Consider the following 26198-nt stretch of genomic DNA (forward strand, 5'->3'; position numbering starts at 1 on the left):
CGATTCCATAACCCGCGAAAACGGCGACAGCTGGAAATGCATCAGAAGCAGGATTTAGGCTTAACCAAACCGTCCGGAGAAATGGGGTAAAACCCCAGATACATCTGGCTTTAAAAGCACTTGATCTATAAGTCCCTTGTTTGTCTTAAACTTAGCCGAGAACGTATCCCAGTTAGCTGAAAGCACCAACTTAACGCCATGAAGGAATTTAAGAAGATCTCCTTTACCAATGGTCTTTGTTCCATTTCCGTGCCACTTAGATTGGACAAAAACTAGTGTATTTTTACTTTCATCATAAAAACATCCGTCTATACCTTGGTCGCGCTCGCCATCTAAGACTGCTAACGCCGCTTTATTGATTGGAATTCCGGTCAATCCACTAATTGCGAACGCAGTAAGTGCTCGGCTTAGTGCGGCCTGTCGGATTTCATTCGCTGGTTTCCCACTGAGATCAGTAACATCTATTGAAGGTATTATTGAATTCAGAAAGTACTGCTCTAACTGCCTAACATGAACATCTGACATATCGCTTCCTTAAGAACATTAGTTTGGTCCGTAAGGACGCAAGGTGGAATAGCCTCAAAGAATCTTGGATAAAGAAAACAATAAATGGGATCACAATCACAACCCCAACTCGCTCCAAATCCCGTCCACCCTCGCCTTCACTCCCTCATCCATCGCAATCGGCTTGCCCCATTCGCGGCTGGTTTCGCCCGGCCATTTATTGGTGGCATCCAGTCCCATTTTTCCGCCTAGGCCGGATACAGGGCTGGCGAAATCGAGATAGTCGATGGGCGTGTTTTCGACGATGAGCGTGTCCCGCGCGGGATCGACTCGCGTGGTGATGGCCCAGATGACTTCCTTCCAGTCACGGATATTGACGTCATCATCCGTGACGATAATGAATTTGGTGTACATGAATTGCCGTAAAAAGCTCCATACGCCGAACATGACGCGCTTGGCGTGGCCAGCATATTGCTTTTTCATGCTCACCACCGCCATGCGGTAGGAGCAGCCTTCCGGCGGCAGGTAGAAATCGACGATCTCGGTGAACTGCTTCTGCAGCAGGGGAACGAACACTTCATTGAGCGCCACGCCGAGTATGGCAGGCTCATCCGGCGGTTTACCGGTGTAGGTGGAGTGGTAGATCGGATCGCGGCGCATGGTGATGCGCTCGATAGTGAATACCGGGAAGGTTTCCTGCTCGTTGTAGTAGCCGGTGTGGTCGCCGAACGGGCCTTCCACCGCTGTCTCATCGGGATAGATGTATCCCTCCAGCACGATTTCGGCACTCGCGGGAACCTGCAAATCGTGCGTCAGGCATTTGACGATTTCGGTTTTGGCCCCGCGCAGCAGTCCGGCAAACTGATATTCGCTTAAACTATCCGGCACGGGTGTGACGGCGCCGAGTATGGTCGCCGGGTCCGCTCCCAGGGCTACTGCAATTGGATAGGGTTGTCCCGGATTGGCGAGAGTGAAGTCGCGGAAATCCAGCGCGCCGCCGCGATGCGCGAGCCAGCGCATGATGACTTTGTTGGGCGCGATCACCTGCTGGCGGTAAATGCCGAGATTCTGGCGGGTCTTGTGCGGCCCTTTGGTAACGGTCAACCCCCAGGTGATCAACGGGGCCGCGTCGCCCGGCCAGCAGGTCTGGATCGGCAGCTTGCCGAGGTCTACGTCTTTGCCTTCCCAGACGATTTCCTGGCAGGGCGCCTTTGAGAGCTCCTTCGGCGCCATATTGAGCACCTGTTTCAGTACGGGCAATTTCTCCCATGCGTCTTTCAGGCCTTTGGGGGGATCGGGTTCTTTCAGATAAGCGAGGAGCTTGCCCACCTCACGCAGCGCCTCGACCGAATCCTGCCCCATGCCCATCGCGACGCGCTTTGGCGTGCCGAACAGGTTTGCGAGCACCGGAATGGCGTGCCCCTTGGGTTTTTCGAACAGCACTGCGGGACCACCCGCTTTCAGCAGGCGATCGCAGATTTCCGTCATTTCCAGATGAGGATCGACCTCGACTGCTACACGTTTCAGCTCGCCCTGTCTTTCGAGTTGCGCCAGAAAATCGCGCAGGTCCTTGTACTTCATTTACGCCCTTTACGTCCTTTACGTTTTGGGTCCCGGGTTCCGGTGCCTCAATAAGTCGCTCTTACCAGGTAATCGCCAGATAATCCAGCGCGATACCGGCAAATATCGTCGCGCCTACCCAGTTGTTGTGAAGAAAAGCCTTGAAACAGCGCGCACGGTCGCGGTCGTGGATCAGGCCGTATTGATACAGGATCAGCCCCAGCGCTGTCACAAGACCGATGTAATAAACGGTGCCGAGATTGTGGATCAGGCCGATGGCAACCATGCTCCCGAGGAAAACCGCGTGGCACAGCATCACACCGGCCACGTCGAAACGTCCGAACGTGATGGCGGAAGTCTTGATGCCGATCTTGAGATCGTCCACCTTGTCCACCATGGCATATTCGGTATCGTAGGCGATCACCCACAAGAGGTTTGCACCCATCAGGAACCAGGCAAGGAACGGCACTTCCCCGGTCTGGGCCGCAAATGCCATCGGGATGCCGAAGCTGAAGGCAATGCCGAGGTAAGCCTGCGGCATGGCGAAAAACCGCTTGGTGAAAGGATAGCTGGCAGCGAGGAACAGGGCAACGAACGAAAGCTCGATGGTAAGCCGGTTCAGCGGCTGGATCAGCAGGAATGCCACGAGGCTCAAACCTGCGGCCAGCAGCAACGCTTCCCTGGTGCTCACCACTCCAACTGCGAGGGGCCGGCTCCGGGTGCGCTCGACATGCCCATCGAAATTGCGATCAGCATAGTCGTTGACGACACAACCGGCGGAACGCATCAGCACCGTGCCCAGCACGAATATCAACAGGATATCCAGCCGTGGCACGCCTTCCGCCGCCAGCCACAAGCCCCACAGCGTGGGCCACAGCAGCAGCAGAATGCCGATAGGCTTGTCCAGCCGCATCAGCTTTTCGTAATGCACGAAACGTTGAGTGAGTGTCACGCGAACTCCAGGATGGAAGGAAGAAGCACTTCAATAACCGATATAAAATTCACTTCCCGCACCAATGCCGGTTCAGTTAGCGCTGCCATAGATTCGCCATGGCATCTCATTGGCTATCTCATTGGCCAACTCATCGCCGCACGTCACGTCCAGCGACTGGAACACAGCCTTGACACTGAGTTCCCCCATAGCAGCGGCATTGAATAATGCTGGGTAAGCAAGGCGCGATTCTGCAGCCAGCGCGTGCGGAAAGAAAAGGGTGAATTATGCCGCATTATCCCCTGCAGCTGAATCTCCAGCCCCTTGGAGCCGAGGAAAAGTGATCTCTCTTTCAAATAAACGGCCTTTTCGGATTCATTACATTGAAATTCCCGCAGGATTGACTAAATTCAAAATGCAGAGCACCAGATAGACGAGCGGGACGTGTCCCAAAGGAAGAGCGTTGGATGATGGAAAAAGCCGCAAGATCGATGCCAACCACGAATAGCGAAACTTTCCTTTTTCCCACCTCGTTTGCCCAGCAAAGGCTATGGTTTTTCGAGCAACTGTATCCTGGCAGTACGGTTTATCACCTGAGCACAGTGTTGCCGTTCGACGGCCTGCTGGATCGCAAGGCCCTGGAAGAGAGCCTGGGCGATCTGCTCGACCGCCACGAGGCGCTGCGCACCACCTTCACTGCCCTGGACGGAGCCCCGGTACAGCTCATTGCACCGCATCTGCGCATTGAGATGCCCCTGGTGGATGTCAGCAAGCCAGCGGACGGGTGTCTGGAACGCGCCCGGGAAGCAGCCCGCACTGCACTGGCCGAGCCCTTCGATCTGGTCCGCGGTCCGCTGCTGCGCGCCACTCTGGTGCGGCTTGAGCACGATTATCACTGGCTGGTGCTGGTGCTCCATCATATCGTTGCCGATGGCTGGTCATTCGAAGTGCTGCATCGCGATCTGCGCGCGCTCTATGAAGCCAGGTGCCGACATGAGCAGGCAGCATTGCCGGCACTTCCTGTCCAGTACGCAGACTTTGCCTGCTGGCAGCGGCGCATTCTGCAAGGGGAGCGGCTGGATGCCCTGTTTGCCTATTGGCAGGCGCAACTGAAGGATGCTCCGGCACAACTCGCCCTGCCTGCGGACCGGCCGCGCCCGGTTCAATCCAGCTATCGCGGGGGACGGTGCGGCGTATCGATCGATGCAACACTGACAGCCCGGCTGCGCGCGCTGGGACAATCGCAAGGGGCAACCTTGTTCATGACACTGCTGGCTGCCTTTGGCGTGCTGTTGTCCCGCTACAGCGGCCAATCCGACCTGGTGATCGGCACTCCCATCGCCAACCGCACCCGCAGCGAACTGGAAGGATTGATCGGGTTTTTCGTCAATACGCTGGCCTTGCGCCTCGATCTCTCAGGCAATCCCTCGTTTACCACTCTGCTCGAGCGCGTGCGCAACGTGACAACCGCTGCTTACACCCATCAGGACATGCCTTTCGAGATGCTGGTCGCAAGACTCGCTCCCAAACGACACTTGAGCCAGACCCCGCTCTTCCAGGTAATGTTCAATCTGCAAAATGTTCCTGCTCCGGAGCAGGAGGAAGAGGTGGCAGACAAGCCGGGAACCCGCTACCGTGATGAGTTCGTCACAGCCAAGTTCGATCTTCTGCTTTCACTGGTAGACGATGGACACCGGGTGACAGGGTACTTTGAATACGCTGCAGACCTTTTCGACATCGAGGCCATCCACCGGATGGCGGTTCATCTCGAAACCCTGTTGATTGCCGTCGCCGCTGATCCGGCTGGATCGGCCGGTTCGGCTTGTGGCATCTCGAGCCTGCCTATTGTTACGCAGGCTGAACGGGCCCAGCTTCTGGTCGAATGGAACGCCACGCATACGGAATATCCCCGCAACGCATGCATTCAAGGGTTATTCGAAGAGCAGGCCGCTCGCCGTCCGGACGCCGTTGCCATTGTCCTTGAAAAGGATTGGCTCACGTACGGCGAACTCAATCTCCGTGCCAATCGACTGGCACATCGCCTGCGCCGGTTCGGCGTCGGCCCTGAGACCCTGGTTGGGGTCTGCCTTGAACGATCCTTTGAATTGATCATCGCGCTGCTCGGAGTTCTTAAAGCCGGGGGCGCATATCTCCCACTGGAGCCCGGCACCCCCCAGGCTCGGCTATCGGCAATGTTGCACGATGCAGGAGCGAAAGTTTTGTTGACTCAGCGAAAGTTTGCGGACGTATTGCGGGGGGTATTGCAGGGGGAAACCAATCAACTGATTTGCCTTGATGATGAGTGCGAAGAAACGGAGTTGGAATCCGCGAGTGATCCCGCAAGCGGCACCCGCCCGGACAATCTCGCCTACGTATGTTACACCTCTGGCTCCACCGGCGTTCCCAAGGGCGTAGCCGTCGAACAGCGCGCCGTGGTACGACTGGTAAAAGGCACGGACTATGCCACGTTCACTCCTGATGACGTGTTTCTTCAGTTCGCGCCGATTGCCTTCGATGCGTCTACGTTCGAGATCTGGGCATGTCTGCTCAATGGTGGAAAACTTGTGATCATGCCACCGGAGGCGCCATCTCTCGAAAAACTCTCGAGTGTCATCGCGCACCAGCGGATCAGCACTCTGTGGCTGACATCCGGGCTTTTTCACCAGATGGTCGATAATCATTGCGAAGAGCTGAATGCAGTGCGACAGCTTCTCGCGGGAGGTGATGTATTGTCGCCCGATCACATTCGCAGGATGGGCCAGCAAAATCCCCAGTGCATTCTGATCGCCGCTTACGGGCCCACGGAGAATACCACTTTCACGTCCTGCTACCGGGTGCCCGCGCCAGAACGGATTCACTGCCCCATTCCCATAGGTCGGCCGATTGCCAATACTGAAGTGTATGTGCTTGACGACAGGCTCCAGCCGGTGCCCATCGGTGTGACCGGGGAACTCTATATCGGAGGCGAAGGACTGGCACGCGGCTACCTCAACCGTCCGGAACTCACCGCCGAGCGCTTCATTGCCCATCCCTTCCGTCCCCAAGGCCGCGTATACCGGACCGGGGATTGGGTGCGCTACCTTCCCGATGGAAATCTCGAATTCATCGGCCGCCGCGACCAGCAAGTCAAAGTGCGGGGATTCCGCGTCGAACTGGGCGAGGTGGAGGCAGCTCTGCACGCATATCCCGGCGTGCGCGAGGCAGTGGCGACAATGCGCGAAGATGCGCCCGGCGACAAGCGTTTGATCGCCTATGTGGTAGCGGATGCGGAAGAACCGCCTTCTGCGAGTGAGTGGCGGCGTTTCTTGCAGGAACGGCTGCCCGGCTACATGGTGCCTTCGGCATTCGTAGCCATCCCTGCCTTGCCGCTCACCCCGAATGGCAAGCTCGACCGTGCAGCACTGCCAGCACCTTCGATCGTGAGGGAAACCGAAGCCGTTGCGCCGCGAACACAGGACGAGCAGCGCCTGGCGGATATATTCGCCGAGCTGTTGCGAATCCCAAAGGTCGGCATTCACGATAATTTCTTTGAACTGGGGGGTCATTCCCTGCTGGCAACGCGTGCAGTTTCGCGAATCCGCGACGTTCTGCACGCCACGGTCCCACTTCATGTCCTCTTTGACGCCCCCACGGTTGGAGAACTGGCGCTACGGCTGGGACCCCGCACAGCGTCACAGCCAATTCAGCGCCGTCCGGAAGGACCGTGCCCACTTTCTTTCTCCCAGCAGCGTCTGTGGTTCCTCGATCAGCTTTCACCGAACAGTGCTGCCTATAACATTTGCACTACGTTTGCCTTTAAGGGATTGCTGGATGCGACAGTACTCAGGCAGAGCCTGGGCGAGATCGTGCGGCGTCACGAAATCATGCGTACCACCTTCACTGCCATTGATGGGCAGGGCATCCAGGTGGTCATGCCGCCTTCACCGCCCCAGCTTACCGTCATCGATCTTCGCGAAGCGTCAGCGGCCGAGGCGCGCAGGATAATCAACACGGAAGCCGAAATACCGTTCGATCTCGTAACAGGACCGCTTTTTCGCACGACGCTGTTGCGCATCGGAGAGCTGGATCACCTGCTCGTGCTGGCAATGCACCATATCATTGCCGATGGCTGGTCCCTCGGCATTATTAAACAGGAACTGGCCGTTCTTGTTGAATCTTATTCCAGTCATGAAGCATCACCGCTGCCGGAGATTCCGATCCAGTATGGAGATTTCGCCTGCTGGCAGAGGCGGACACTCCAGGGAGAGCAGCTCAACGGTTTGTTTGGGTATTGGAAAAAACAGCTGGAGGACGCGCCGGAGCAACTTTGTCTACCAACAGACTACCCGCGCCCCGCGGTACAGAGTTTCCGCGGTGCTTCCTTGTCGGTGACACTGCCACCCAGATTGGCGAGAGGTCTGCAGGACCTTTCGCAGCGGAAAGGCGTCACTCTGTTCATGACCCTGTTGACAGCTTTTGGCGTGCTGTTGTCGCGCTACAGCGGACAGTCCGACATAGTGGTCGGCACTCCCATCGCAAACCGCACCCGCAGCGAACTGGAAGGGTTGATCGGATTTTTCGTCAACACGCTTGCCTTACGCCTCGATCTTTCCGGGGATCCGTCATTTGCCGTGCTCCTTGAGCGCGTGCGCAACGTGACAACCGGTGCTTACACCCATCAGGACATGCCTTTCGAGATGCTGGTCGCCAGGCTCGCCCCGGCACGCCATCTGGACCATTCTCCGCTCTTTCAGGTCATGTTCTCATTGGATAAGGAGAATTCCGGCAGCGAAACGCTATTACCCATCATGCCCATCAGCAGCGCCACAAGCGATTTCGTGGAAGCCCGGGGCGCTGCGAAGTTCGATCTCACCCTCGCAATGACTGAGTTCAATGATGGCATCACCGCTTCCTTCGAATATGCCACGGATCTCTTTGAACCAGCCACCATAAGGCGAATGCTCGACCATTTTCTGGTACTGGTAGACGGAATTATCAATAACGTGGAGCAGCGTCTATCCGGGCTGCCTCTGCTTTCCGCGATGGAGCAACAGCAACTGCTCGTGGACTGGAACGCTACCGCAACCCTGTTTCCGCGCGATTGCTGCATCCATACATTATTCGAACTCCAGGCAATGCGAAGCCCGGATGCCATAGCCCTCGAAGCGGATCATGAACGCCTGACCTACGAGCAACTGAATCATCGCGCCGATCAACTGGCCCGATGCCTGAGAGAGATTAAGCCTGGTACTCCGGTCGGGCTACTGATCGATCGCGGCATGGAAATGGCTGTCGGCATTCTCGGTATCCTGAAGGCGGGCGCAGCATATATTCCCCTTGATTCCAGGCTTCCAGCGGAACGCATCGCGTTCATTCTTTCCGATACTGCTGCACCCGCCGTTGTAACCCGGACTGAGTTCAGGCATCGGCTCGCAGGTTATAGCGGGAGGGTTATCTGCCCGGAGGACGCCAAGCCCGACGAAGCAGAAACAACGAGCGTCGAAGAGGCGGACGCCACGGGAAATGCCGGACCGGAGAATCTTGCATACATCATTTACACATCGGGTTCTACCGGAACCCCAAAAGGCGTCATGATTTCCCATCGGTCGCTGGTCAATCATGCCATTGCTATCTCCCGTTCTTATGAGCTTTGTTCCTCGGATCGGGTATTGCAAATCGCACCCCCCGCATTCGACGTGGCTGCCGAGGAAATTTTTCCTTCATGGCTGAGTGGAGCAACTGTCGTCGCATGGACAGATACAGGTCCTCCGGCCTTTTCGGATCTGATCGATCTGGTGGATAACCGTCACCTCAGCGTCCTGAATCTCCCGGCTTCCTACTGGCACGGATGGGTCGCCGAACTTTCCTCCCTGCGCTTGCCCGAAAGCCTTCGACTGGTTGTGGTCGGCAGCGAACCGGTGATTGCGGCACGGCTGGTGGACTGGCTCCGCCATACGCACGGAGACATCAATCTGATCAATGCCTATGGTCCCAGCGAAACCACAATCACAGCGATAATCTACAAAGTTCCGGCAGGCGGTGATTTCCGCAACCATACCGGAACCGGGTCTTCAAGCGTTGCGGTCTCTCCCGATCCCTCTGTCCGCTCTGTTCCCTCTGTCCCCATAGGGCGGCCGATTGCCAATACTGAAGTGTATGTGCTTGACGACAGGCTCCAGCCGGTGCCCATCGGTGTGGCCGGAGAACTCTATATCGGGGGCGAAGGACTGGCACGCGGCTACCTCAACCGTCCGGAACTCACCGCCGAGCGCTTCATTGCCCATCCCTTCCGTCCCGAAGGCCGCGTATACCGGACCGGGGATTGGGTGCGCTACCTTCCCGATGGAAATCTCGAATTCATCGGCCGCCGCGATCAGCAAGTCAAAGTGCGGGGATTCCGCGTCGAACTGGGCGAGGTGGAGGCAGCCTTGCATGCGTATCCCGGCGTGCGCGAGGCAGTGGCGACAATGCGCGAAGATGCGCCCGGCGACAAGCGTTTGATCGCCTATGTGGTAGCGGATGCGGACGAACCGCCTTCTGCGAGCGAGTGGCGGCGCTTCTTGCAGGAACGGCTGCCCGGCTACATGGTGCCTTCGGCATTCGTGGCCATCCCCGCCTTGCCGCTCACCCCGAATGGCAAGCTCGACCGTGCAGCACTGCCAGCACCTTCGATCGTGAGGGAAACCGAAGTCGTTGCGCCGCGAACACAGGACGAGCAGCGCCTGGCGGATATATTCGCCGAGCTGTTGCGAATCCCAAAGGTCGGCATTCACGATAATTTCTTCGAATTGGGGGGAGACTCGATTCTGGCGATTCAGATTGTCGCCAGAGCCCGATGCACAGGACTGCATTTCACGCCCCGCCAGATATTCGAGCAGCCAACGATTGCCGGATTGCTGACCGTCGTGAATACCGCCCCCATTCCGGCAGGAAAGGAAACAGTTCCGGGAACTGCCCCGCTTACGCCTATCCAGCACTGGTTTTTCGAGCAAAAACTGGCCAACCCACAGCACTATAACCAGGCGGCACTACTGCAAGTCTCTCCCGATATCGATGATGCTCGATGGGTATACACTTTCGCTCAGCTTCTGACGCATCACGACGCCTTGCGGCTGCGTTTCTTTCATACCGGGGAAGAATGGATTCAGACACTTGCGGATCCACCTGCCGAGATTCCTTATCGCCGCACCGACCTGTCGGAAATTACTCCACCGCACCGGGCCGCAGCTATAGCGACGCACGCAGCGAAGGTGCAGGCGAGCCTCGATCTTACCCGCGGGCCCCTGCTGCGGGCTGAGCTATTCGACTTTGGAGTGGACGAGAAACCTCTGTTGCTGATCGCAATCCATCATCTTGCCGTTGATGGCATCTCCTGGCGCATCCTGCTCGAAGACCTGGAAACCGTCAGCGCCGTGGCTGATCATCCGCCGCTTCTGCCATCCAAAACCACCGCTTTCACATTCTGGGCGCGCAAGCTTGCAGCATACGCGGGGTCAACGGAGCTTCGGGAAGAAGCGGCATACTGGCTAACCACGCTGCCTTCACATGCCGTCCAGTTGCCCACCGATCGGCCGGCCCCGCCTGAGGCCAACACAGCGGGCTCAAGCCGCATGGTGGTGGTTACTCTCGCACCGACGGAAACGGAACGCTTGCTGAGGGAGGCCGCCCAGGCTCATCACAGCACAGCGGAAGAAATACTGCTTACTGCTCTTGCCCTCACTCTTTCCCGGTGGACAGAATCGGACGTCACGCTTGTCGATCTGGAAGGACACGGGCGGGAAGCCATCTTCGATGAGGTCGACCTGTCCAGAACAGTCGGCTGGTTTACCACGATCTTTCCGGTGCCCCTTGATGTCAGCAGTTGCGCCGATCATGGCGCTGCACTGCGGCAAATCAAGGAACGCCTGCATGCGGTTCCCCGTCGGGGCATTGGTTACGGGCTGCTACGATACATGAGCGAAGGCGAGGCTGAACAATACCTGAAAAGACTGCCGGAAGCACAGATAAGCTTCAACTACCTGGGGCAGTTCGAGCATGCTGCCGATCCGGGCGCCAGGGAGGATGATCTCCGCGGACCGGCCTGCAGCGAAAGTGGTCGGCGCCGCTATCTTATCGATATCAACGGCGGAATTTTCGCCGATCGGCTGCACCTGTCCTGGATTTACAGCGAAGCGGTACATCACCGCGACACCATCGAGGCGCTTGCCACGGTATTCATGGAAAAACTGCGCGAATTGGTCAACTACTGCCCGTTCCAAGGGGAGAGCGCGCTTTCGCCAATGGATTTTCCACTTTCAAATCTTGACCACTCTCAGTTGAAGGGACTCCTCGCCGACAACCCGGATCTCGAGGATATTTATCCTCTCTCGCCAATGCAGGAGGGAATGCTCTTTCACACCCTTCTCGATCCGGATTCGGGAATCTATGTTGAACAACTCCATCATTGCTTCCAGAACGGTATCAACGTCGAAGCATTTGAGCAAAGCTGGCGGCGCCTGGTGGCCCGGCATCCCGTGCTACGAACGACGTTTCATTGGAAAGGCCTGAATACGCCCTTGCAGATCGTTCACCGGGATGCGCAACTGGACTGCCAATGCCTTGACTGGCGTGAAAGTCCACGAAAAGGAGAACAACTCCAAGAGTTCCTTCAAAACGACCGGAAGCGGGGTTTCGATCTTTCCAAAGCGCCGCCGATGCGCATCGTTCTGATACGCACCGCTGAAAATCAATTCGAGTTCATCTGGAGCCACCATCATGTTCTCCTGGATGGGTGGAGCGTGCCTGTTCTCTTCTCCGAACTGGGAGATTTCTATGACGCGATGGAACGGGGAATTCAGCATGATCCTCCGCCGCCGCGCCCCTACCGGGATTATATTGCCTGGCTGCGGGACCAGGACCGGAATGCTGCGCACGCTTACTGGAAGCGAAGGCTCGCAGGTTTTTCCGCAGCGATACCTTTGACCGTTGACCGGGTCCACCCAGGAGCCAAGGCAACTGAGGGATATGATGAAAAATATATTCGTCTGTCGACAGCCTTAACCTCCCGCCTGGAAACTTTTGCGCGCGAAAACCGGCTTACTTTAAATACACTGGTCCAGGCCGCCTGGGCGCTGCTGCTGAGTCGATACAGCGGGGAAAACGACATCGTGTTTGGTGTCATCGTGGCAGGAAGGCCCGCAGCCATTCCTGGTGTCGAATCGATGGTGGGTCTTTTCATCAATGCGCTGCCCTCGCGCATTTCGGTTTCCAGTTCCATGACCGTCCTCAACTGGTTACAGGAATTGCAAAAACACCAGCTCGAAGACAGGGAATACGAATACAGCCCCCTTGCGGAGGTGCAGCGCCTGAGTGAGGTCGCTGCGGGAATGCCGCTTTTCGAAAGCCTGCTGGTCTTCCAGAACTATCCGCTGCGCGGACCCACGAAGGGAAGTGAAACCGACGGCAGAACACGCTCCGTCGAACGTACCAGCTACCCACTGACGGCAGTTGCGGCGCCCGGTAAATCCCTCCTGCTCAAGCTCCTGTATGACCGTGCACGTTTTACCGACGACATAGTCATGCGCATACTCAACCACTGGCGCATGCTGCTGGAAGGCCTAACGGCAAACCCATCTGGTTCTGTGGCCGATCTATCGTTGCTCTCGAACGCCGAGCGGCGGCAGTTCATGGACTGGAACCGTAACGAGCGCAAATATCCGCACACCTGCTGCATACACGAGCTTTTTCTGGAACAGGCTGCGCGTACACCTGACGCGATCGCGGTCGTCTTCCGGGATTCCCGGCTCACTTATCGTGAAATCAGTGATCGCGCCCACCTCATTGCCAACCATTTGCGCAGCCGCGGGGTAGGCCCGGATATCCCCGTGGCTCTCTGCCTCGAACGTTCGCCTGAGATGGTGATCGGTGTAATCGCCATCCTTATTGCAGGGGGAGGCTGCCTGCCGCTCGATCCGGCATATCCCCGTGAACGGCTCGCCTTCATGCTGCAAGACAGTGGCGCGCCTTTACTGCTTACCCAGCGTACGCTGGTTGATCGATTACCTCCTCATTGCGTGCTTTACATGGACGAACCGCTTGCGACAGCGGAGACCACACCGCATGTCCGGCCGAAACCGGAGAATCTGGCACCGGAGAATCTGGCCTATATCATCTATACATCCGGTTCCACTGGCAAGCCAAAGGGAGTAGCTGTGCCGCATCGAACGCTTGTCAATCTGACGGCCTGGCAAAGCGATAAACCTGATCCTGCCGCAGTTACACTGCAATTTGCACCACTGAGCTTTGACGTTGCGTTCCAGGAGATTTTCTCTGCCCTTTGCACTGGCGCGACCTTGATCCTGGCTGAGGAAACGATGCGCCAGGATCCGGAAGCGCTATGGCAGTTGATAGAAGAAAAGAACGTCAACAGGCTATATCTTCCTTTCGTTGCGCTACAGCAACTGGCCGAGGCCGCCTCGCGGCTCGCAACGCTTCCGGCGAACCTGCGTGAAATCATTACAGCCGGGGAGCAGCTGCAGATCACCCCTTCCATCCGCAAGCTTTTCTCGCGGCTTCCCGCCTGCAAGCTGCATAACCAGTATGGTCCCTCGGAAACACATGTGGTTACCACTTTTACGCTCGCTGGCGCGGCAGACGGGTGGTCCCTTCTTCCTCCCATTGGCCGCCCGATCGCCAATACGCGCATCCACCTGTTCGACGCCGATAAACGTCTCGTACCCGTCGGCGTACCAGGAGAGATTCATGTCGGGGGAGACTGTCTTGCATGGGGATACCTCAATCGTCCCGAGCTGACTGCGGAAAAATTTATAACCGACCCTGACTACCCGGACCGCCGCCTCTATAGGACAGGGGATCTGGCTCGCTATCTTCCTGGTGGGGATATCGAGTTTCTCGGCCGTCTCGACCATCAGGTCAAGCTTCGCGGCTTTCGCGTGGAGCCAGGGGAAGTGGAGGGAGTGCTTGTTAACCATCCTGCGGTACGCGAGGCCGTCGTGACAGTGCGCGAGGACGATCCCGGCAACCGCAGGCTGGTCGCATACGTGGTGCCCCGGATTGAACTGCCTGCTGCCGCTGATCTTCGCCGGTATTTAGTCGAGCGACTCCCCGAGTATCTGGTGCCTTCGGCATTCGTTTTTCTGAAGAGCCTGCCAACGACCCCCAGCGGCAAAATAGACCGTCGCGCGCTGCCGGTTCCTGACCAGTCGCGGCCTGATCTGGGGCGCGCGCCCCTAATGCCGCGTAATGAGGAAGAAGTGCGAATTGCGCGAATCTGGGCAGAGGTTCTCAACCTGAATACTGTCGGTGTGGAGGATAATTTTTTTGAACTGGGTGGTCATTCCCTGTTGGCGACACGGGTGATTTCAAGAATCAGGGATGTTTTTGGCACGGAAGTTCCGTTACGCCAGCTGTTCGAGTTTCCAACTGTTGCCGGTTTTGCTCATGCAATCCGTCAGCAGTCAGGCAAAAATCCTGCAGAGCCGGGAATTCCTGCGGGATTGAGAATCGGTCCCTGTCCGTTGTCGTTTGCCCAGCAAAGGCTGTGGTTTTTCGAGCAACTGTATCCTGGCAGCACGGTTTATCACCTGAGCACAGTGTTGCCGTTCGACGGCCTGCTGGATCGCAAGGCCCTGGAAGAGAGCCTGGGCGATCTGCTCGACCGCCACGAGGCGCTGCGCACCACCTTCACTGCCCTGGACGGAGCCCCGGTACAGCTCATTGCACCGCATCTGCGCATTGAGATGCCCCTGGTGGATGTCAGCAAGCCAGCGGACGGGTGTCTGGAACGCGCCCGGGAAGCAGCCCGCACTGCACTGGCCGAGCCCTTCGATCTGGTCCGCGGTCCGCTGCTGCGCGCCACTCTGGTGCGGCTTGAGCACGATTATCACTGGCTGGTGCTGGTGCTCCATCATATCGTTGCCGATGGCTGGTCATTCGAAGTGCTGCATCGCGATCTGCGCGCGCTCTATGAAGCCAGGTGCCGACATGAGCAGGCAGCATTGCCGGCACTTCCTGTCCAGTACGCAGACTTTGCCTGCTGGCAGCGGCGCATTCTGCAAGGGGAGCGGCTGGATGCCCTGTTTGCCTATTGGCAGGCGCAACTGAAGGATGCTCCGGCACAACTCGCCCTGCCTGCGGACCGGCCGCGCCCGGTTCAATCCAGCTATCGCGGGGGACGGTGCGGCGTATCGATCGATGCAACACTGACAGCCCGGCTGCGCGCGCTGGGACAATCGCAAGGGGCAACCTTGTTCATGACACTGCTGGCTGCCTTTGGCGTGCTGTTGTCCCGCTACAGCGGCCAATCCGACCTGGTGATCGGCACTCCCATCGCCAACCGCACCCGCAGCGAACTGGAAGGATTGATCGGGTTTTTCGTCAATACGCTGGCCTTGCGCCTCGATCTCTCAGGCAATCCCTCGTTTACCACTCTGCTCGAGCGCGTGCGCAACGTGACAACCGCTGCTTACACCCATCAGGACATGCCTTTCGAGATGCTGGTCGCAAGACTCGCTCCCAAACGACACTTGAGCCAGACCCCGCTCTTCCAGGTAATGTTCAATCTGCTGAATATCGGGGAACGACGCTCTGATACTGCCTCCCAACCCCGGAGTGATGAACCCGATCCCTTGCCCGCTGACCAGTTGGACACCTCGGCAGCCGAATTTGATGAGCCCGCAAAATTCGACCTCACTCTGTATGCCATGGAATACGATCGAACCATCCGGTTCGAGGCCGTATATGCGCTGAATCTTTTCGAACTCGCTACCATGCAACGAATTCTTGGCCACTTTACAACGCTTCTGGAAAACATCGTTACCCATCCCGATTCACCGCTCTCCCGTTTACGGCTCACCCGTGACATAGCTTTGGGAAGGAACACTGTCGCACCCCAAATTCCTTTTAATCCGTTCCCGGAACAAGCGATCGAGCAGTCTATAGGAAGCCGCTTCCGGGAACAGGCGGAGCATTATCCCGATCACGTTGCGATCTGGATAAGTAATCATCGTTGGACTTACAGAAAGCTGGAAGAACTATCCAACCGGGTTGCCAATGCAGTTCTTGCCATGCGAGGGGAAGGCCCAGAGGGAATTGCGCTGCTCTTCCGCGACGGTGCGCACATGATCATCGCCATGCTCGGTGTACTGAAAGCCGGGAAAGCGTATATTCCCCTGGATCCTGCTCATCCAGAGGTCCGGATTGAACAACTCATCGGCAGTTCCAGCGCGGCCGCAGTCCTGACAGACGTGACCGGCTTTTCTTCGGCGCATGTCCGGTCAATTCTGCTTGCCGAGACTGAATGCTACGACGTGAGTCCGCCGCCTCCGGTTTCTCCAGATGCAGTGGCCTATATTCTCTACACTTCAGGTTCTACAGGAGCGCCGAAAGGCGTAGTACAGACTCATCGCAACGTCCTGAGTCAGGTGCGCGCCTACAGCAATAACCTGCACATATGCGCAGAGGATCGCCTCACATTTGTCTCTTCATATGGCGTGGATGCTGCCGTTCAGGATGTATTCGGCGCCCTGCTGAATGGCGCGACACTGTATCCTGTTTCGGTGCGAGAGGAGGGTGTGGGTGCGCTTGTCAATTGCCTTGTGGAACATGAAATCACAGTTTTCCATTCGACACCCACCGTATTCCGTCACCTTGTAAATGACATACCGGAAAATGCCCGTCTCGAAAAACTCCGCCTCATTGCACTGGGTGGGGAAGTTATGTATCGGCGCGATGTCGACCTGTTTCGGGTGCACTTCAGCCCGGATTGCCTTCTCGTCAATGGTTATGGTCTGACTGAATCAACCATGGCGCTACAGTATTTTATCGACCACAAAACGCCATTGGTGCGGGATTCCGTTCCAGTCGGCTATCCGGTTGATGGCATCGAGCTTCTCCTGCTGGATGAAACCGGGGAAGCGGCGGAGGTTTATTGTCCGGGAGAGATCGTATTGTGCGGTCCCTCTATTGCCCTGGGTTACTGGCGACAAGGCAGTATCGCGCCGTTTCCGGCGGGTACGAATGGACGACCTCTTTATCGGACCGGCGATCTCGGCCGCCGGCTTCCGGATGGCAGTATCGAATTCATCGGGAGACGGGATTTTCAGGTAAAGGTGCGTGGTTATCGCATTGAACCGGGAGAAATTGAAAATCAACTTCTGGCCTGCCCTGGAGTGAACCAGGCAGCTGTTATTGCGGAAGAATCATGCGATGGCAATGGTGAAAGGCTTGTCGGATATGTCTCCGCACAGCCCGGACACGCTCTGGCGCCAGGTGATTTGCGGCGGCATCTTGCCAGGCAACTGCCCGATTACCTGGTGCCGTCAACGTTTGTCATACTGAAGGAACTGCCCACAACCCCCAGCGGGAAGCTCGATCGCCAGGCGCTGCCCACACCGATAACGCTGACTGACAGCTTTGTTCCTCCGCAGAACGCTGCGGAGGCAAAGATTGCGGAAATCTGGCGGCAAATACTCGGCATCGAGAATATCGGTGTTCAGGACAACTTTTTTTCAATCGGCGGGCATTCGCTTCTTGCAACCCAGGTTATTTCTCGGCTGCGGGATGAATTCGGGGTGGAACTGCCGCTCCAGCAGATTTTTGAGACGCCCGTCATTGCGGATCTGGCGCTCGTTGTTACTGGCGCACAGTCGGAGAGCGTACCATTGCCAGCGATCCGGCCATTACCGCGATGGAGGCATCGCGCAAGCGTTTCCGCACTTGGAGAGGTCGAGCTTTCGGCAGACCTGAAAGCACTGCTGGACCGTTTTGTCTCTGCCGACAGTCCCGTTCAAACAGCACTTTAAGGAGATTAAGGAAACTAAGGAGGCAACAGTGGACATGATACAGCAACGGGAAAGTCCTGAAATAAACCTCGTCGAGACCAATGACGAGGTTACGCTCTACATAGGTGACGGCCAGGCCATGCAAGGATGGGAACAAGCACTCATGTGGGAATCAGCCGATATCCTTTGCGGGTTTGGCTCGGAATTCCTCGAAGTGGGCTTGGGTTTGGGCATTTCAGCCCTGCGGATCGCCGCCAACCCCGCGACCCGCCACCATACCGTAATCGAAAAATTTCCCAAGGTCATCGAGCTTTTTCGTGAACGTAATCCCTCGCCCCCGACACCGCTGGAAATTGTGGAGGCGGATTTTTTCGAGTATATCCATAAGATGAAACCGGAAAGCGTTGACGGCATTTTCTTCGACCCCTATCTCGTCCCCGTTTCACTATGGGATGAGGAAGAGTTATGGATGGAAGTAATGCCGGCGGTAACGCGCACATTGCGGCAAGGCGGAGTCTTTATCCCCTGCTTCTCTACCCGCCCGGTGCTGCGATGGCAATTCGTCCATCACTTTGACCGGATCATGGTCGAGCGGCGATCCTATGCCTCGTACGCGACGACCGATTACGTCACAAGGAATAGCGGTGAAGCCTATATACAGTGTTTCATCCGGGTTCGATAGAAGTCCTGCGCTCGATCAATGCGATCAATGCGCTATTGATCAGATGGATGCCAGCGGAGGCCTGACTCATAATCCCAAAATTCAACTGCGTTGATCGACGTGTTGACAGCAACGCAACCGACCATGTTTCTTTTTGGCTTAAAGAGCAGCAATTGCCAGGAATCCGCAAGAGCATGATCATCGGAGTCAAAGAGAATCTTCGGCTCGTTATTCACGATGCCAATCTCGAAGCTGTCCAAGGGCTTGGAAAGTCCTCGTCCCAGCGCTTTGATGTAGGCCTCCTTGCAGGTCCACAGCATGAAAAATGCGTCATCCCGGGCATCATGAGCCATCCCATCCAGCCAGGCCTGCTCGCCAGTTGCAAAATATGAGGAAATCGACCCGAGCGAACTGAAATCCCGGACTGTCTCAGCATCCACTCCTATCTCGGCTCCGCATGTGACGGCGTGGATTATGCAATCGCCGGAATGCGTTACATTGAACTGCACTGAACTGTCGGGATATTGAAGAAACGGTTTGCCGTACTGATTTTTTTTGAACCGAATCCGCTCAGGAGCAAAACCTGTATATCGGGCCATCAACGAGCGAAGAGAGGCGCGGGCTAGAATGGATTGTTCCCGATCCTGACGGAAGTGGAAGCGGGCAGCGTGCAGCTTCTCCTCTTCATCAAGAAGCGACAGGTGATAATCGAACGATATCCGCGTTTGCGCAACCGATACGAACCAGAGGTGGGCCGTTCGTTCGGGAAGTCCGATCACTGTGGAAGCTCCATCATTCATGTCCTATTCCCACATGTGCTGTTGTACGCCAAACGTATCCGCGTAGTTGCGCCGGTCCACAGAATGTGGCTATCAATTTTTTGGCGACCGCGACAACAGCATAGAAGCCCCCAACAATACCGTTAGCTAGTATCCGGCACGGGCCGCAGCATTATGAGATGGACTTACCCAACCGCATCAGCTTTTCGTAATGCACGAGACGTTGAGTGAGTATCACGCGAGCTCCAGGATGGAAGGAAGGAATACTTCGGTAACCAATATGGACTGGCCATGCAGTGTGAACAGGGAGCGGCGCGCCCACAGACTCGCCGGCTGTACCTGCAACTTGCGGCAGGCGCGGGTGAAAAGCGGATGAGCGGACGTCAGTTTCTTGAAGCGGAGCGGTGTACGCTTGACGATAGGATTGGTAAACAATACTGTCCCCAGCGACTTGTTGCCAAGTCCAATCAGGCTGCGCCATGCGCCGCGCAAATCTTTCCGTGCCACCACGGAATGGGCAAATACCACTGGCGTCTCGCCGCAATATAAATACACTTCCCGCACCAGCGCCAGTTCATCCCGCCGTAAATTCATCACTGCCAGCTCATCGCCGCAGACCGTTGCCAACGACTGGAACACGGGCTTGACGCTGAATTCCCCACAGCAGCGGCGTTGAATAAGCTGGGTAAGAGAGCCGTGATTCTGCAACCAGCTACGGGCGCGGGGCGATATGGAAGAGAGTGCAGGATGCCAGTCCGATAGCGGGGCAGCATTCATTCCGGAAGAGCTGAAAAGGGTGAATTATGCCGCATAATCCAGCCCGGCTGAATCCCCACCCACCTTTGCCTCCTTTGTCTCTTAACTTTCCCCTTGGAATAAAACTGGATCGTACCAATGCGGCAGGCGGGGCATTTGCCATCAAGGCCGCATTCGATGCGGCCCGTGGGCAATCCATGAGGGATTTCTTGAATGAGTAGAGGGTACGATAACGGATGATATGGGAACGACGGGAAATTCCTTGATCTCTTGCGGGGCTGTGCTTGTCAGTCAGGACTCATCGGCGAGCATTACCGGGATCGATGCCTGCCACACCTGCAACCGTTCCAATCAGCGTGGCGAACCGGACAGGCTTGCAAAGATACTTCTGGAAACCTGCATCGATCGCCTTGACTTGCGCCTCTCCCTCACTCAGCACAGAGAGCGCAACCGCAGGAATATCGCTGCCTTTGTCTGGCGAAAAATTGCGCACAGCCTGAATGAACTGGTAGCCATCAATGTGGGGCATGATGATGTCACTGACGATCACATCCAGCCTGTGCGCTTGGAGTTGCTTCAATCCCTCGGCGGCACTGAGGCAAACGATGACGTTGGCTTGATAGAAAGACAACATGCGTTTCGTAACATCCAAGGCTCCTGGTTCGTCATCCACGATCAAGACCTTGAGTCCGGAAAGAAGCGCCAGATCTTCTGTCTGCATCAGTGGCCTCTCTCGGATTTGATAATTTGCCCTTGCCATTGCCAGAAGGCATTGGTGGACGATCAAAGCAGACAGTATCACGAGCTACGTGCGCCAATCGTGCGGTATCGCACTCTACTTTTTCCTCCCCACGAGAATGCCGCAGGTTATACGTCTCGTCTTGAATCAAAGACAACGAGATCATCTTAAGTCCACTCCTTTTTTGGTACGGTAACGAACATATTTCTGGTCCAGGAATGGACAAAAATGCGGTTAGAAAAACACGATTTTCCACACGTACGAAAAATTCCATTTGCTCGGCGAGTGGCAGAATGAGTTACGCGCAACACGGGAGCGAGCAGACTTTATGGGCAGGGATAACGAGAACTGGCGTTCGCTTTGGACGCTTGAAATGATTTCGCGAATTGCGGTGCACCGATCCGGCGTCACGGCCAGAGTGGCGCGCTCACCAGATGATCCAGGGAAAGACCGTATCTCGCTTGAAAATACGGCTAACGTGGATTTGTCAGGCTGGGATCTGGACGAGCTTGCCGATGAAGTAATGGCGCTCTGGTTGGACGGAAATTTTGAGCGTGTTTGAAGGATGTGTCGGCATTATTGCCTTGGGGGCAATCCAGGTGGTCGCCGCAATCCACTTCACTCGGGCGAGAATGCACTAATAAGGGAACGTAGCGCGCCCATCAATGTCAGCGTCCATATCAGCAGCGCGAACCATCCCCAATAGTGCGGAATAACCACCAGGGATTCATCTCCCGCCGCTTTCGCCAGAGCAAGCGTACAGGCCGTGTACATTCCCATCGGAAAGACTCTGCTCCATGCCGGAGGATCATAAATCTGATATTGCCGGCCCAGTGCCAACCTGGACCAGGGAAAGACTTTAACGCACAGCGGTACAGGCCCGGTGATCCCGACGCACGTGAATTTGCGAATATCCATGATCAGCTGATAGGGAATCCACAATGTGCCAACGAACCAGGCAAACATCGTCATCCCCAGTGCACATTCCCGTATGTCGTTCCATGCGGGAAGGAGGGGTAAATGCGTGACAAAGTCCGCGCCTGCCAGCGTGATGATTGCGGCAGCGCCCATGCAGATCCAGTACGGCGCATCCCAATCGACAGTCTCGAATCGCCTGAAAAACAGGCAATAGGTTACCAGCGACACGATCACCAGGTACAGGATAAATCCAAGGATCCAGAACGCCCCCACTGTTACGTAAGCGTAATCAGGTGGTGTTGCTATTGCCTCGAGCAGATGAGTGGCGAGCAGGGCCACTGAAACCGTGCCCACCACAACCAGCAGCGTCGCACCGCTCACGATTTCGTGGATGGGTTTCGAGCGCGCGGAGACGAGGTTGACGATAACTGAATAAATGCATATGAACCAGCCGACCAGCGCCACCAGCCAAAGTGACGCTGCCAACCCGGCAGCATGCTCGAAGACAAACAGTTGCATACCAATCGTATTGGTTCCAACCACGAACGTCAGAAACAGCCAGGCGCGCTGCAGCGTCAGGAAATCTGCCTTCAGATCCGGCAGGAAAAATGCCATCCGCGCGACGAAGACGATGCATAGGGCCAGATAGAAAACCAGATTCAGTACGAAGAGCGCCTTTGCTATGGCGGAAAAGCTCATCGCTTCAAAGGCAAGCGATACGATACCGGTCGCCATCACCATGGCAAAGTAGGCAGGATGAAAATTCTTTATGCCGTTACTGATGATGGCCCGGTATCGGCTCATGATAGTGCCCGTTCATGAGGCGGAAATGATCAAGGTTTTCGTGAAAGCAACAGCAATAACATCGGTACGCCCAGCAAAGCGGTCAATACGCCCACGGGCAACTGTTGCGGCGCCCATAACGTGCGCGCCAGGGTATCCGCCAGTGTGAGAAAACTCCCCCCCAATAATACTGCCAGGAGCAGTAGCCAGCGAAAATTGCTGACTCCCAGCAGGCGAACGGCATGCGGCACAATCAGGCCGACGAAACCGATGACCCCCGCGAGCATCAGTGCTGCAACTGTGGCAAGGGAGGCGCAAAAATAAATCCCTATTTGCAACGGTAGCACAGCCACGCCCAAGGTTCTTGCCTTCATTTGACCCAATGTGAGAACGTTCAGGCTGCCGGAAAAAAGCAGGCTCACGGTGGATATGAGAATGAGCGTTATCCAGGCAGGCAACGGTTCTTCGGCACGCGAAACATCGCCCATCAACCAGAACAGCATGCCCTTGACATCGCTCGCGGGCGCAAGGGTAAGAATCAACGTTGTGAGCGCCCCGCAGCCAGCGGACAACACCACACCGGTCAGAAGCAGCCGGTAAAGATTCCAGTTGCCTGCGCGAAAACTAAGGCCGAATACAATGGCAACGGCCGCCAACGCTCCCGCCAGGGACGTCAGATTCGTAAGCAAAGTTCCCCATCCAAGGAGCATTGCAAGGAGTGCACCTACGGCTGCACCCCCGGAAACCCCCAGGATATACGGATCGGCGAGGGGATTGCGCAATAAAACCTGCAACAGCGCGCCCGCCAGCGCCAGAAGACCGCCACAGGCAAAGGCGGCCAGTACCCGTGGCAAGCGGAGTTGCCAGATAATCTGATGGGAGATGCTTTCGGTTGAAGACAGCAGCGCCTGAACGACGCTTGAAACCGGAATATGCACACTGCCGAACAGCAAGCCGGTGAAAAGGCTGCCCATAGCCAGCAAACCGAAAAAAATCAGCAGCAGGGGGTAGGAATATCTGGCGAAGGTCAGCCCTGAGGTCATGTCAACGCGCAGACATGTCCCCGCCGGAATGAAGCGAAGGCGAACAGTGCAACAATTCCTGGTTTCCGTCGGTCGTTTCAGTATGGGCAGCATGGGCTGCTCTTTGCCACCCTCTCGCTCTCCCTATACCCCCACCTCTGACTGCTATCGCAGGCTGATGACGGGCCACCCGTTTTTTTCCGCATGTGCCCTGAGTATTGCGTCAGGATCAACCGCCACCGGGCGGGTCACTTTTTTAAGGAGTGGCAGATCATTTAAAGAGTCGCTGTAAAACCAGCTTTCCAGGAAAGATAACCAGGTCAGGTTATGGTGGTCCAGCCAGCTTTCCAGGCGCACTATCTTGCCCTCCTGGAAACAGGGGGGGCCGGAAACCCTGCCCGTGAACTCCCCATCCTTCTGCTCCGGCTCGGTGGCGATGAGATGATTTATGCCGAACGCCCTTGCAATCGGCGCCGTCACGAAACTGTTGGTTGCCGTAATGATGACGCACAAATCGCCGCCAAGCATGTGCTGATTGACGAGCTTGCGCGCCTGCGGCGTGATCAATGGCAGAATTCTTTTTTCCATGAAATCCCTGTGCCAGGCATCCAGCTGGCTGCGCGGATGACGCGACAGGGGCTTCAACTGAAAATCAAGGAACTGCTGGATATCCAGAGTGCCGGCCTTGTACTGCTCGTAGAATTCGATATTGCGGGCCTCATGGACTTCTCGGTCGAACACCCCCTGCTCGATCAGGTGCTGTCCCCACTGGAAGTCGCTATCGCCTGCAAGCAGCGTATTATCGAGGTCAAACAGAGCGAGGTTCATGAGGCCGGCTGCAATAGCTCGCGTACCAGCGGAACAGTTATTTTCCGGTGACTCGCCAGTGAATATTTATCCAGTTCGTCAAGCTTCGCCATCAGGGAAGTCAAATCGCGCCGCTCATGCCGCAGCAGGTAGTCACATACCTCCTGAGGCAAAGCAAGGCCGCGGCTGCTGGCGTGATTTTTCATGGCTTCCATTTTTTCCTCATCAGTCAGTTCGTGAACCTCATATACCAGGCCCCATGCAAGGCGCGTAAGCAGATCTTCGCGCAGCTTCAACTGCCCGGGAGCAACAGAACCGCTTACCAGCAGGAACGCTCGCCCTTCGTCACGAATGCGATTATAGAGATGAAACAGTCCGATCTGGGCATCGGCGCCAAGGCGATCCACGTCGTCCACCATCACGCAATCTACCTCGCTGCCATTCGCAAAAGACGTTCTCTCGCCACACGCGAAATAAAGCGTGTTCATGTCATTGCGCTTGCACGCACTGGCCACACCCTGCAGCAGATGGCTTTTTCCGCAACCCGTTCCACCCCATAAATAAACAAAACGCTCGTGCTCCCGCGCCATTAGAATGTTATCCAGCGTTTGCAACAACTCGGCATTGCGGCCCGGCACGAAATTGGACAAGGCTGGTGGCGGAGGGATTATGTCCAGCGGCAATTGCTTCATCAACGAGGAGTCTGTTACTGGATTATCAGGATAAGAAACAGGTGATACGGACGCAGACGCAGATCGGGAGTATTGTCCGAAAAACCGCTTTCAAACTCGAACGGTCAGAGGAACGGTGTTGAGGCTCCGTGTTAGGTTCCTTGGGCGCCATTTGCGGTAAAATTGCGGCTTCAAACGCCACTCTATCTGTAACAGGACGAGAATTCAACTTGACCACATCCCAGCCTCCCGAAGAAAACCTTGCTCCTCTCTCTTACCGCGCCGCCGGTGTCGATATCGACGCGGGCGAACGCCTGGTGGAAAACATCAAGCCCTACGCAAAACGTACCCTGCGTCCTGAAGTGCTGGCTGGCATCGGCGGCTTTGGCGCGCTTTTCGAAATTTCCCGAAAATTCAACAATCCGGTACTGGTAGCGGGTACGGACGGGGTAGGTACCAAGCTGAAGCTTGCGTTCGAATCTGGCAAACACGATACGGTCGGCATCGACCTGGTTGCGATGAGCGTGAACGATATTCTGGTGCAGGGAGCAGAACCGCTGTTTTTCCTGGACTATTTCGCGTGTGGAAAGCTGGACGTGGATACTGCCACCCTGGTAGTGAAAGGTATTGCCGCCGGGTGCGAGCAGGCGGGATGTGCCTTGATCGGCGGAGAAACCGCTGAAATGCCGGGCATGTATCCGGAAGGCGAATATGATCTTGCAGGTTTCGCTGTCGGCGCGGTCGAGAAGGATCGAATCATCACGGGCAGAACCATTGAGGCCGGCGACGCAGTGCTAGGACTTGCTTCCAGCGGCGCCCATTCAAATGGCTATTCCCTGATCCGCAAGATCATCGAAAAAAATAATGTGGATTTGTCCGCCGATTTCCATGGCAAGGCGTTAATAGATGTAATCATGGCGCCTACCCGGATCTACGTGAAGCCTCTGCTCGAACTCATGAAGCATGTACCGGTTAAAGGCCTGGCGCATATCACAGGCGGCGGTCTGCTGGAAAATATTCCGCGTATTCTGCCTGAAGGCCTTACGGCGATACTGAAGAAAGAAACCTGGGAGATGCCTCCGCTTTTTGCCTGGCTGCAGCGGGAAGGCAATGTGGTCGATAGCGAAATGCACCGCGTTTTCAATTGTGGCATTGGCATGGCCGTCATCGTGGCGCCGGAGTATATCGATACCGCCACGCAGTTGCTGCAATCAATGGGGGAAATCGGGCGGCGCATTGGCACCATTCGCGAGCAGTGCGCGGACGAATCCCGGACGATCATCGAGTGAGCAGCGTGAAGCAACGAGG

The 26198-nt window shown here is 56.3% G+C and carries 15 protein-coding genes; 5 read left to right on the forward strand and 10 right to left on the reverse strand.

What is annotated here, in order from left to right:
- Positions 1 to 60: 60 nt before the first annotated feature.
- From C8R21_RS15665 to ubiA, 3 genes are all read right to left on the reverse strand, one after another.
- The gene (locus C8R21_RS15665) at positions 61 to 525 is read right to left on the reverse strand and encodes a hypothetical protein (RefSeq protein ID WP_146162480.1); all 465 of its coding nucleotides are present in this window, start codon (positions 523 to 525) and stop codon (positions 61 to 63) included.
- Between the two features lie 96 nt (positions 526 to 621).
- The gene (ubiD, locus tag C8R21_RS11525; RefSeq protein ID WP_107762834.1) at positions 622 to 2085 is read right to left on the reverse strand and encodes a 4-hydroxy-3-polyprenylbenzoate decarboxylase; all 1464 of its coding nucleotides are present in this window, start codon (positions 2083 to 2085) and stop codon (positions 622 to 624) included.
- 61 nt (positions 2086 to 2146) lie between these two features.
- Positions 2147 to 3016, reverse strand: coding sequence for a 4-hydroxybenzoate octaprenyltransferase (gene ubiA / locus C8R21_RS11530; RefSeq protein ID WP_107762835.1), 870 nt, complete (start codon positions 3014 to 3016; stop codon positions 2147 to 2149).
- Positions 3017 to 3462: 446 nt separating this feature from the next.
- On the opposite strand from ubiA, the gene C8R21_RS11535 reads away from it, so the two are divergent.
- Both C8R21_RS11535 and C8R21_RS11540 read left to right on the forward strand, forming a co-directional pair.
- Positions 3463 to 17775 carry a non-ribosomal peptide synthetase gene (locus C8R21_RS11535; protein WP_107762836.1) on the forward strand — a complete coding sequence of 4771 codons (14313 nt, stop codon included), beginning with the start codon at positions 3463 to 3465 and terminating at the stop codon, positions 17773 to 17775.
- Positions 17776 to 17809: 34 nt separating this feature from the next.
- Positions 17810 to 18436, forward strand: a complete 627-nt coding sequence (locus tag C8R21_RS11540) for a class I SAM-dependent methyltransferase (protein WP_146162483.1) — start codon at positions 17810 to 17812, stop codon at positions 18434 to 18436.
- A 32-nt stretch (positions 18437 to 18468) separates the two neighbouring features.
- On the opposite strand, the gene C8R21_RS11545 is transcribed toward C8R21_RS11540, so the two are convergent.
- On the reverse strand, positions 18469 to 19215 hold the full coding sequence (locus tag C8R21_RS11545) for a 4'-phosphopantetheinyl transferase family protein (RefSeq protein ID WP_107762838.1): 747 nt from the start codon (positions 19213 to 19215) through the stop codon (positions 18469 to 18471).
- A 213-nt stretch (positions 19216 to 19428) separates the two neighbouring features.
- A complete protein-coding gene (locus C8R21_RS11550; RefSeq protein WP_074975132.1) occupies positions 19429 to 19971 on the reverse strand; it encodes a chorismate--pyruvate lyase family protein in 543 nt (180 codons plus the stop codon).
- 26 nt (positions 19972 to 19997) lie between these two features.
- On the opposite strand from C8R21_RS11550, the gene C8R21_RS15925 reads away from it, so the two are divergent.
- Positions 19998 to 20171, forward strand: coding sequence for a hypothetical protein (locus tag C8R21_RS15925; protein WP_181258921.1), 174 nt, complete (start codon positions 19998 to 20000; stop codon positions 20169 to 20171).
- A gap of 77 nt (positions 20172 to 20248) precedes the next feature.
- On the opposite strand, the gene C8R21_RS11555 is transcribed toward C8R21_RS15925, so the two are convergent.
- On the reverse strand, positions 20249 to 20671 hold the full coding sequence (locus C8R21_RS11555) for a response regulator (protein ID WP_181258922.1): 423 nt from the start codon (positions 20669 to 20671) through the stop codon (positions 20249 to 20251).
- A gap of 346 nt (positions 20672 to 21017) precedes the next feature.
- Between C8R21_RS11555 and C8R21_RS11560 the strand changes: the two genes are divergently transcribed.
- Positions 21018 to 21251, forward strand: a complete 234-nt coding sequence (locus C8R21_RS11560; RefSeq protein WP_107762840.1) for a hypothetical protein — start codon at positions 21018 to 21020, stop codon at positions 21249 to 21251.
- Between the two features lie 56 nt (positions 21252 to 21307).
- On the opposite strand, the gene C8R21_RS11565 is transcribed toward C8R21_RS11560, so the two are convergent.
- From C8R21_RS11565 to hda, 4 genes are all read right to left on the reverse strand, one after another.
- Entirely contained in the window at positions 21308 to 22411 is a 1104-nt protein-coding gene (locus tag C8R21_RS11565; protein ID WP_107762841.1) for a tellurite resistance/C4-dicarboxylate transporter family protein, read from the reverse strand.
- A gap of 29 nt (positions 22412 to 22440) precedes the next feature.
- Positions 22441 to 23433, reverse strand: a complete 993-nt coding sequence (locus tag C8R21_RS11570; protein WP_107762869.1) for a FecCD family ABC transporter permease — start codon at positions 23431 to 23433, stop codon at positions 22441 to 22443.
- Positions 23434 to 23577: 144 nt separating this feature from the next.
- Entirely contained in the window at positions 23578 to 24240 is a 663-nt protein-coding gene (locus tag C8R21_RS11575; RefSeq protein WP_107762842.1) for a histidinol-phosphatase, read from the reverse strand.
- Positions 24237 to 24911, reverse strand: coding sequence for a DnaA regulatory inactivator Hda (hda, locus tag C8R21_RS11580; RefSeq protein ID WP_074975125.1), 675 nt, complete (start codon positions 24909 to 24911; stop codon positions 24237 to 24239). The genes C8R21_RS11575 and hda overlap by 4 nt, the downstream gene beginning before the upstream one ends.
- Positions 24912 to 25120: 209 nt before the next feature.
- Here hda and purM point away from each other — a divergent pair, with 209 nt between their 5' ends.
- On the forward strand, positions 25121 to 26179 hold the full coding sequence (gene purM, locus C8R21_RS11585; protein ID WP_107762843.1) for a phosphoribosylformylglycinamidine cyclo-ligase: 1059 nt from the start codon (positions 25121 to 25123) through the stop codon (positions 26177 to 26179).
- The last annotated feature ends 19 nt before the right edge of the window (positions 26180 to 26198 follow it).

It is taken from the genome of Nitrosospira multiformis (assembly GCF_003050865.1).
Taxonomy (GTDB): Bacteria; Pseudomonadota; Gammaproteobacteria; order Burkholderiales; family Nitrosomonadaceae; genus Nitrosospira; species Nitrosospira multiformis_E.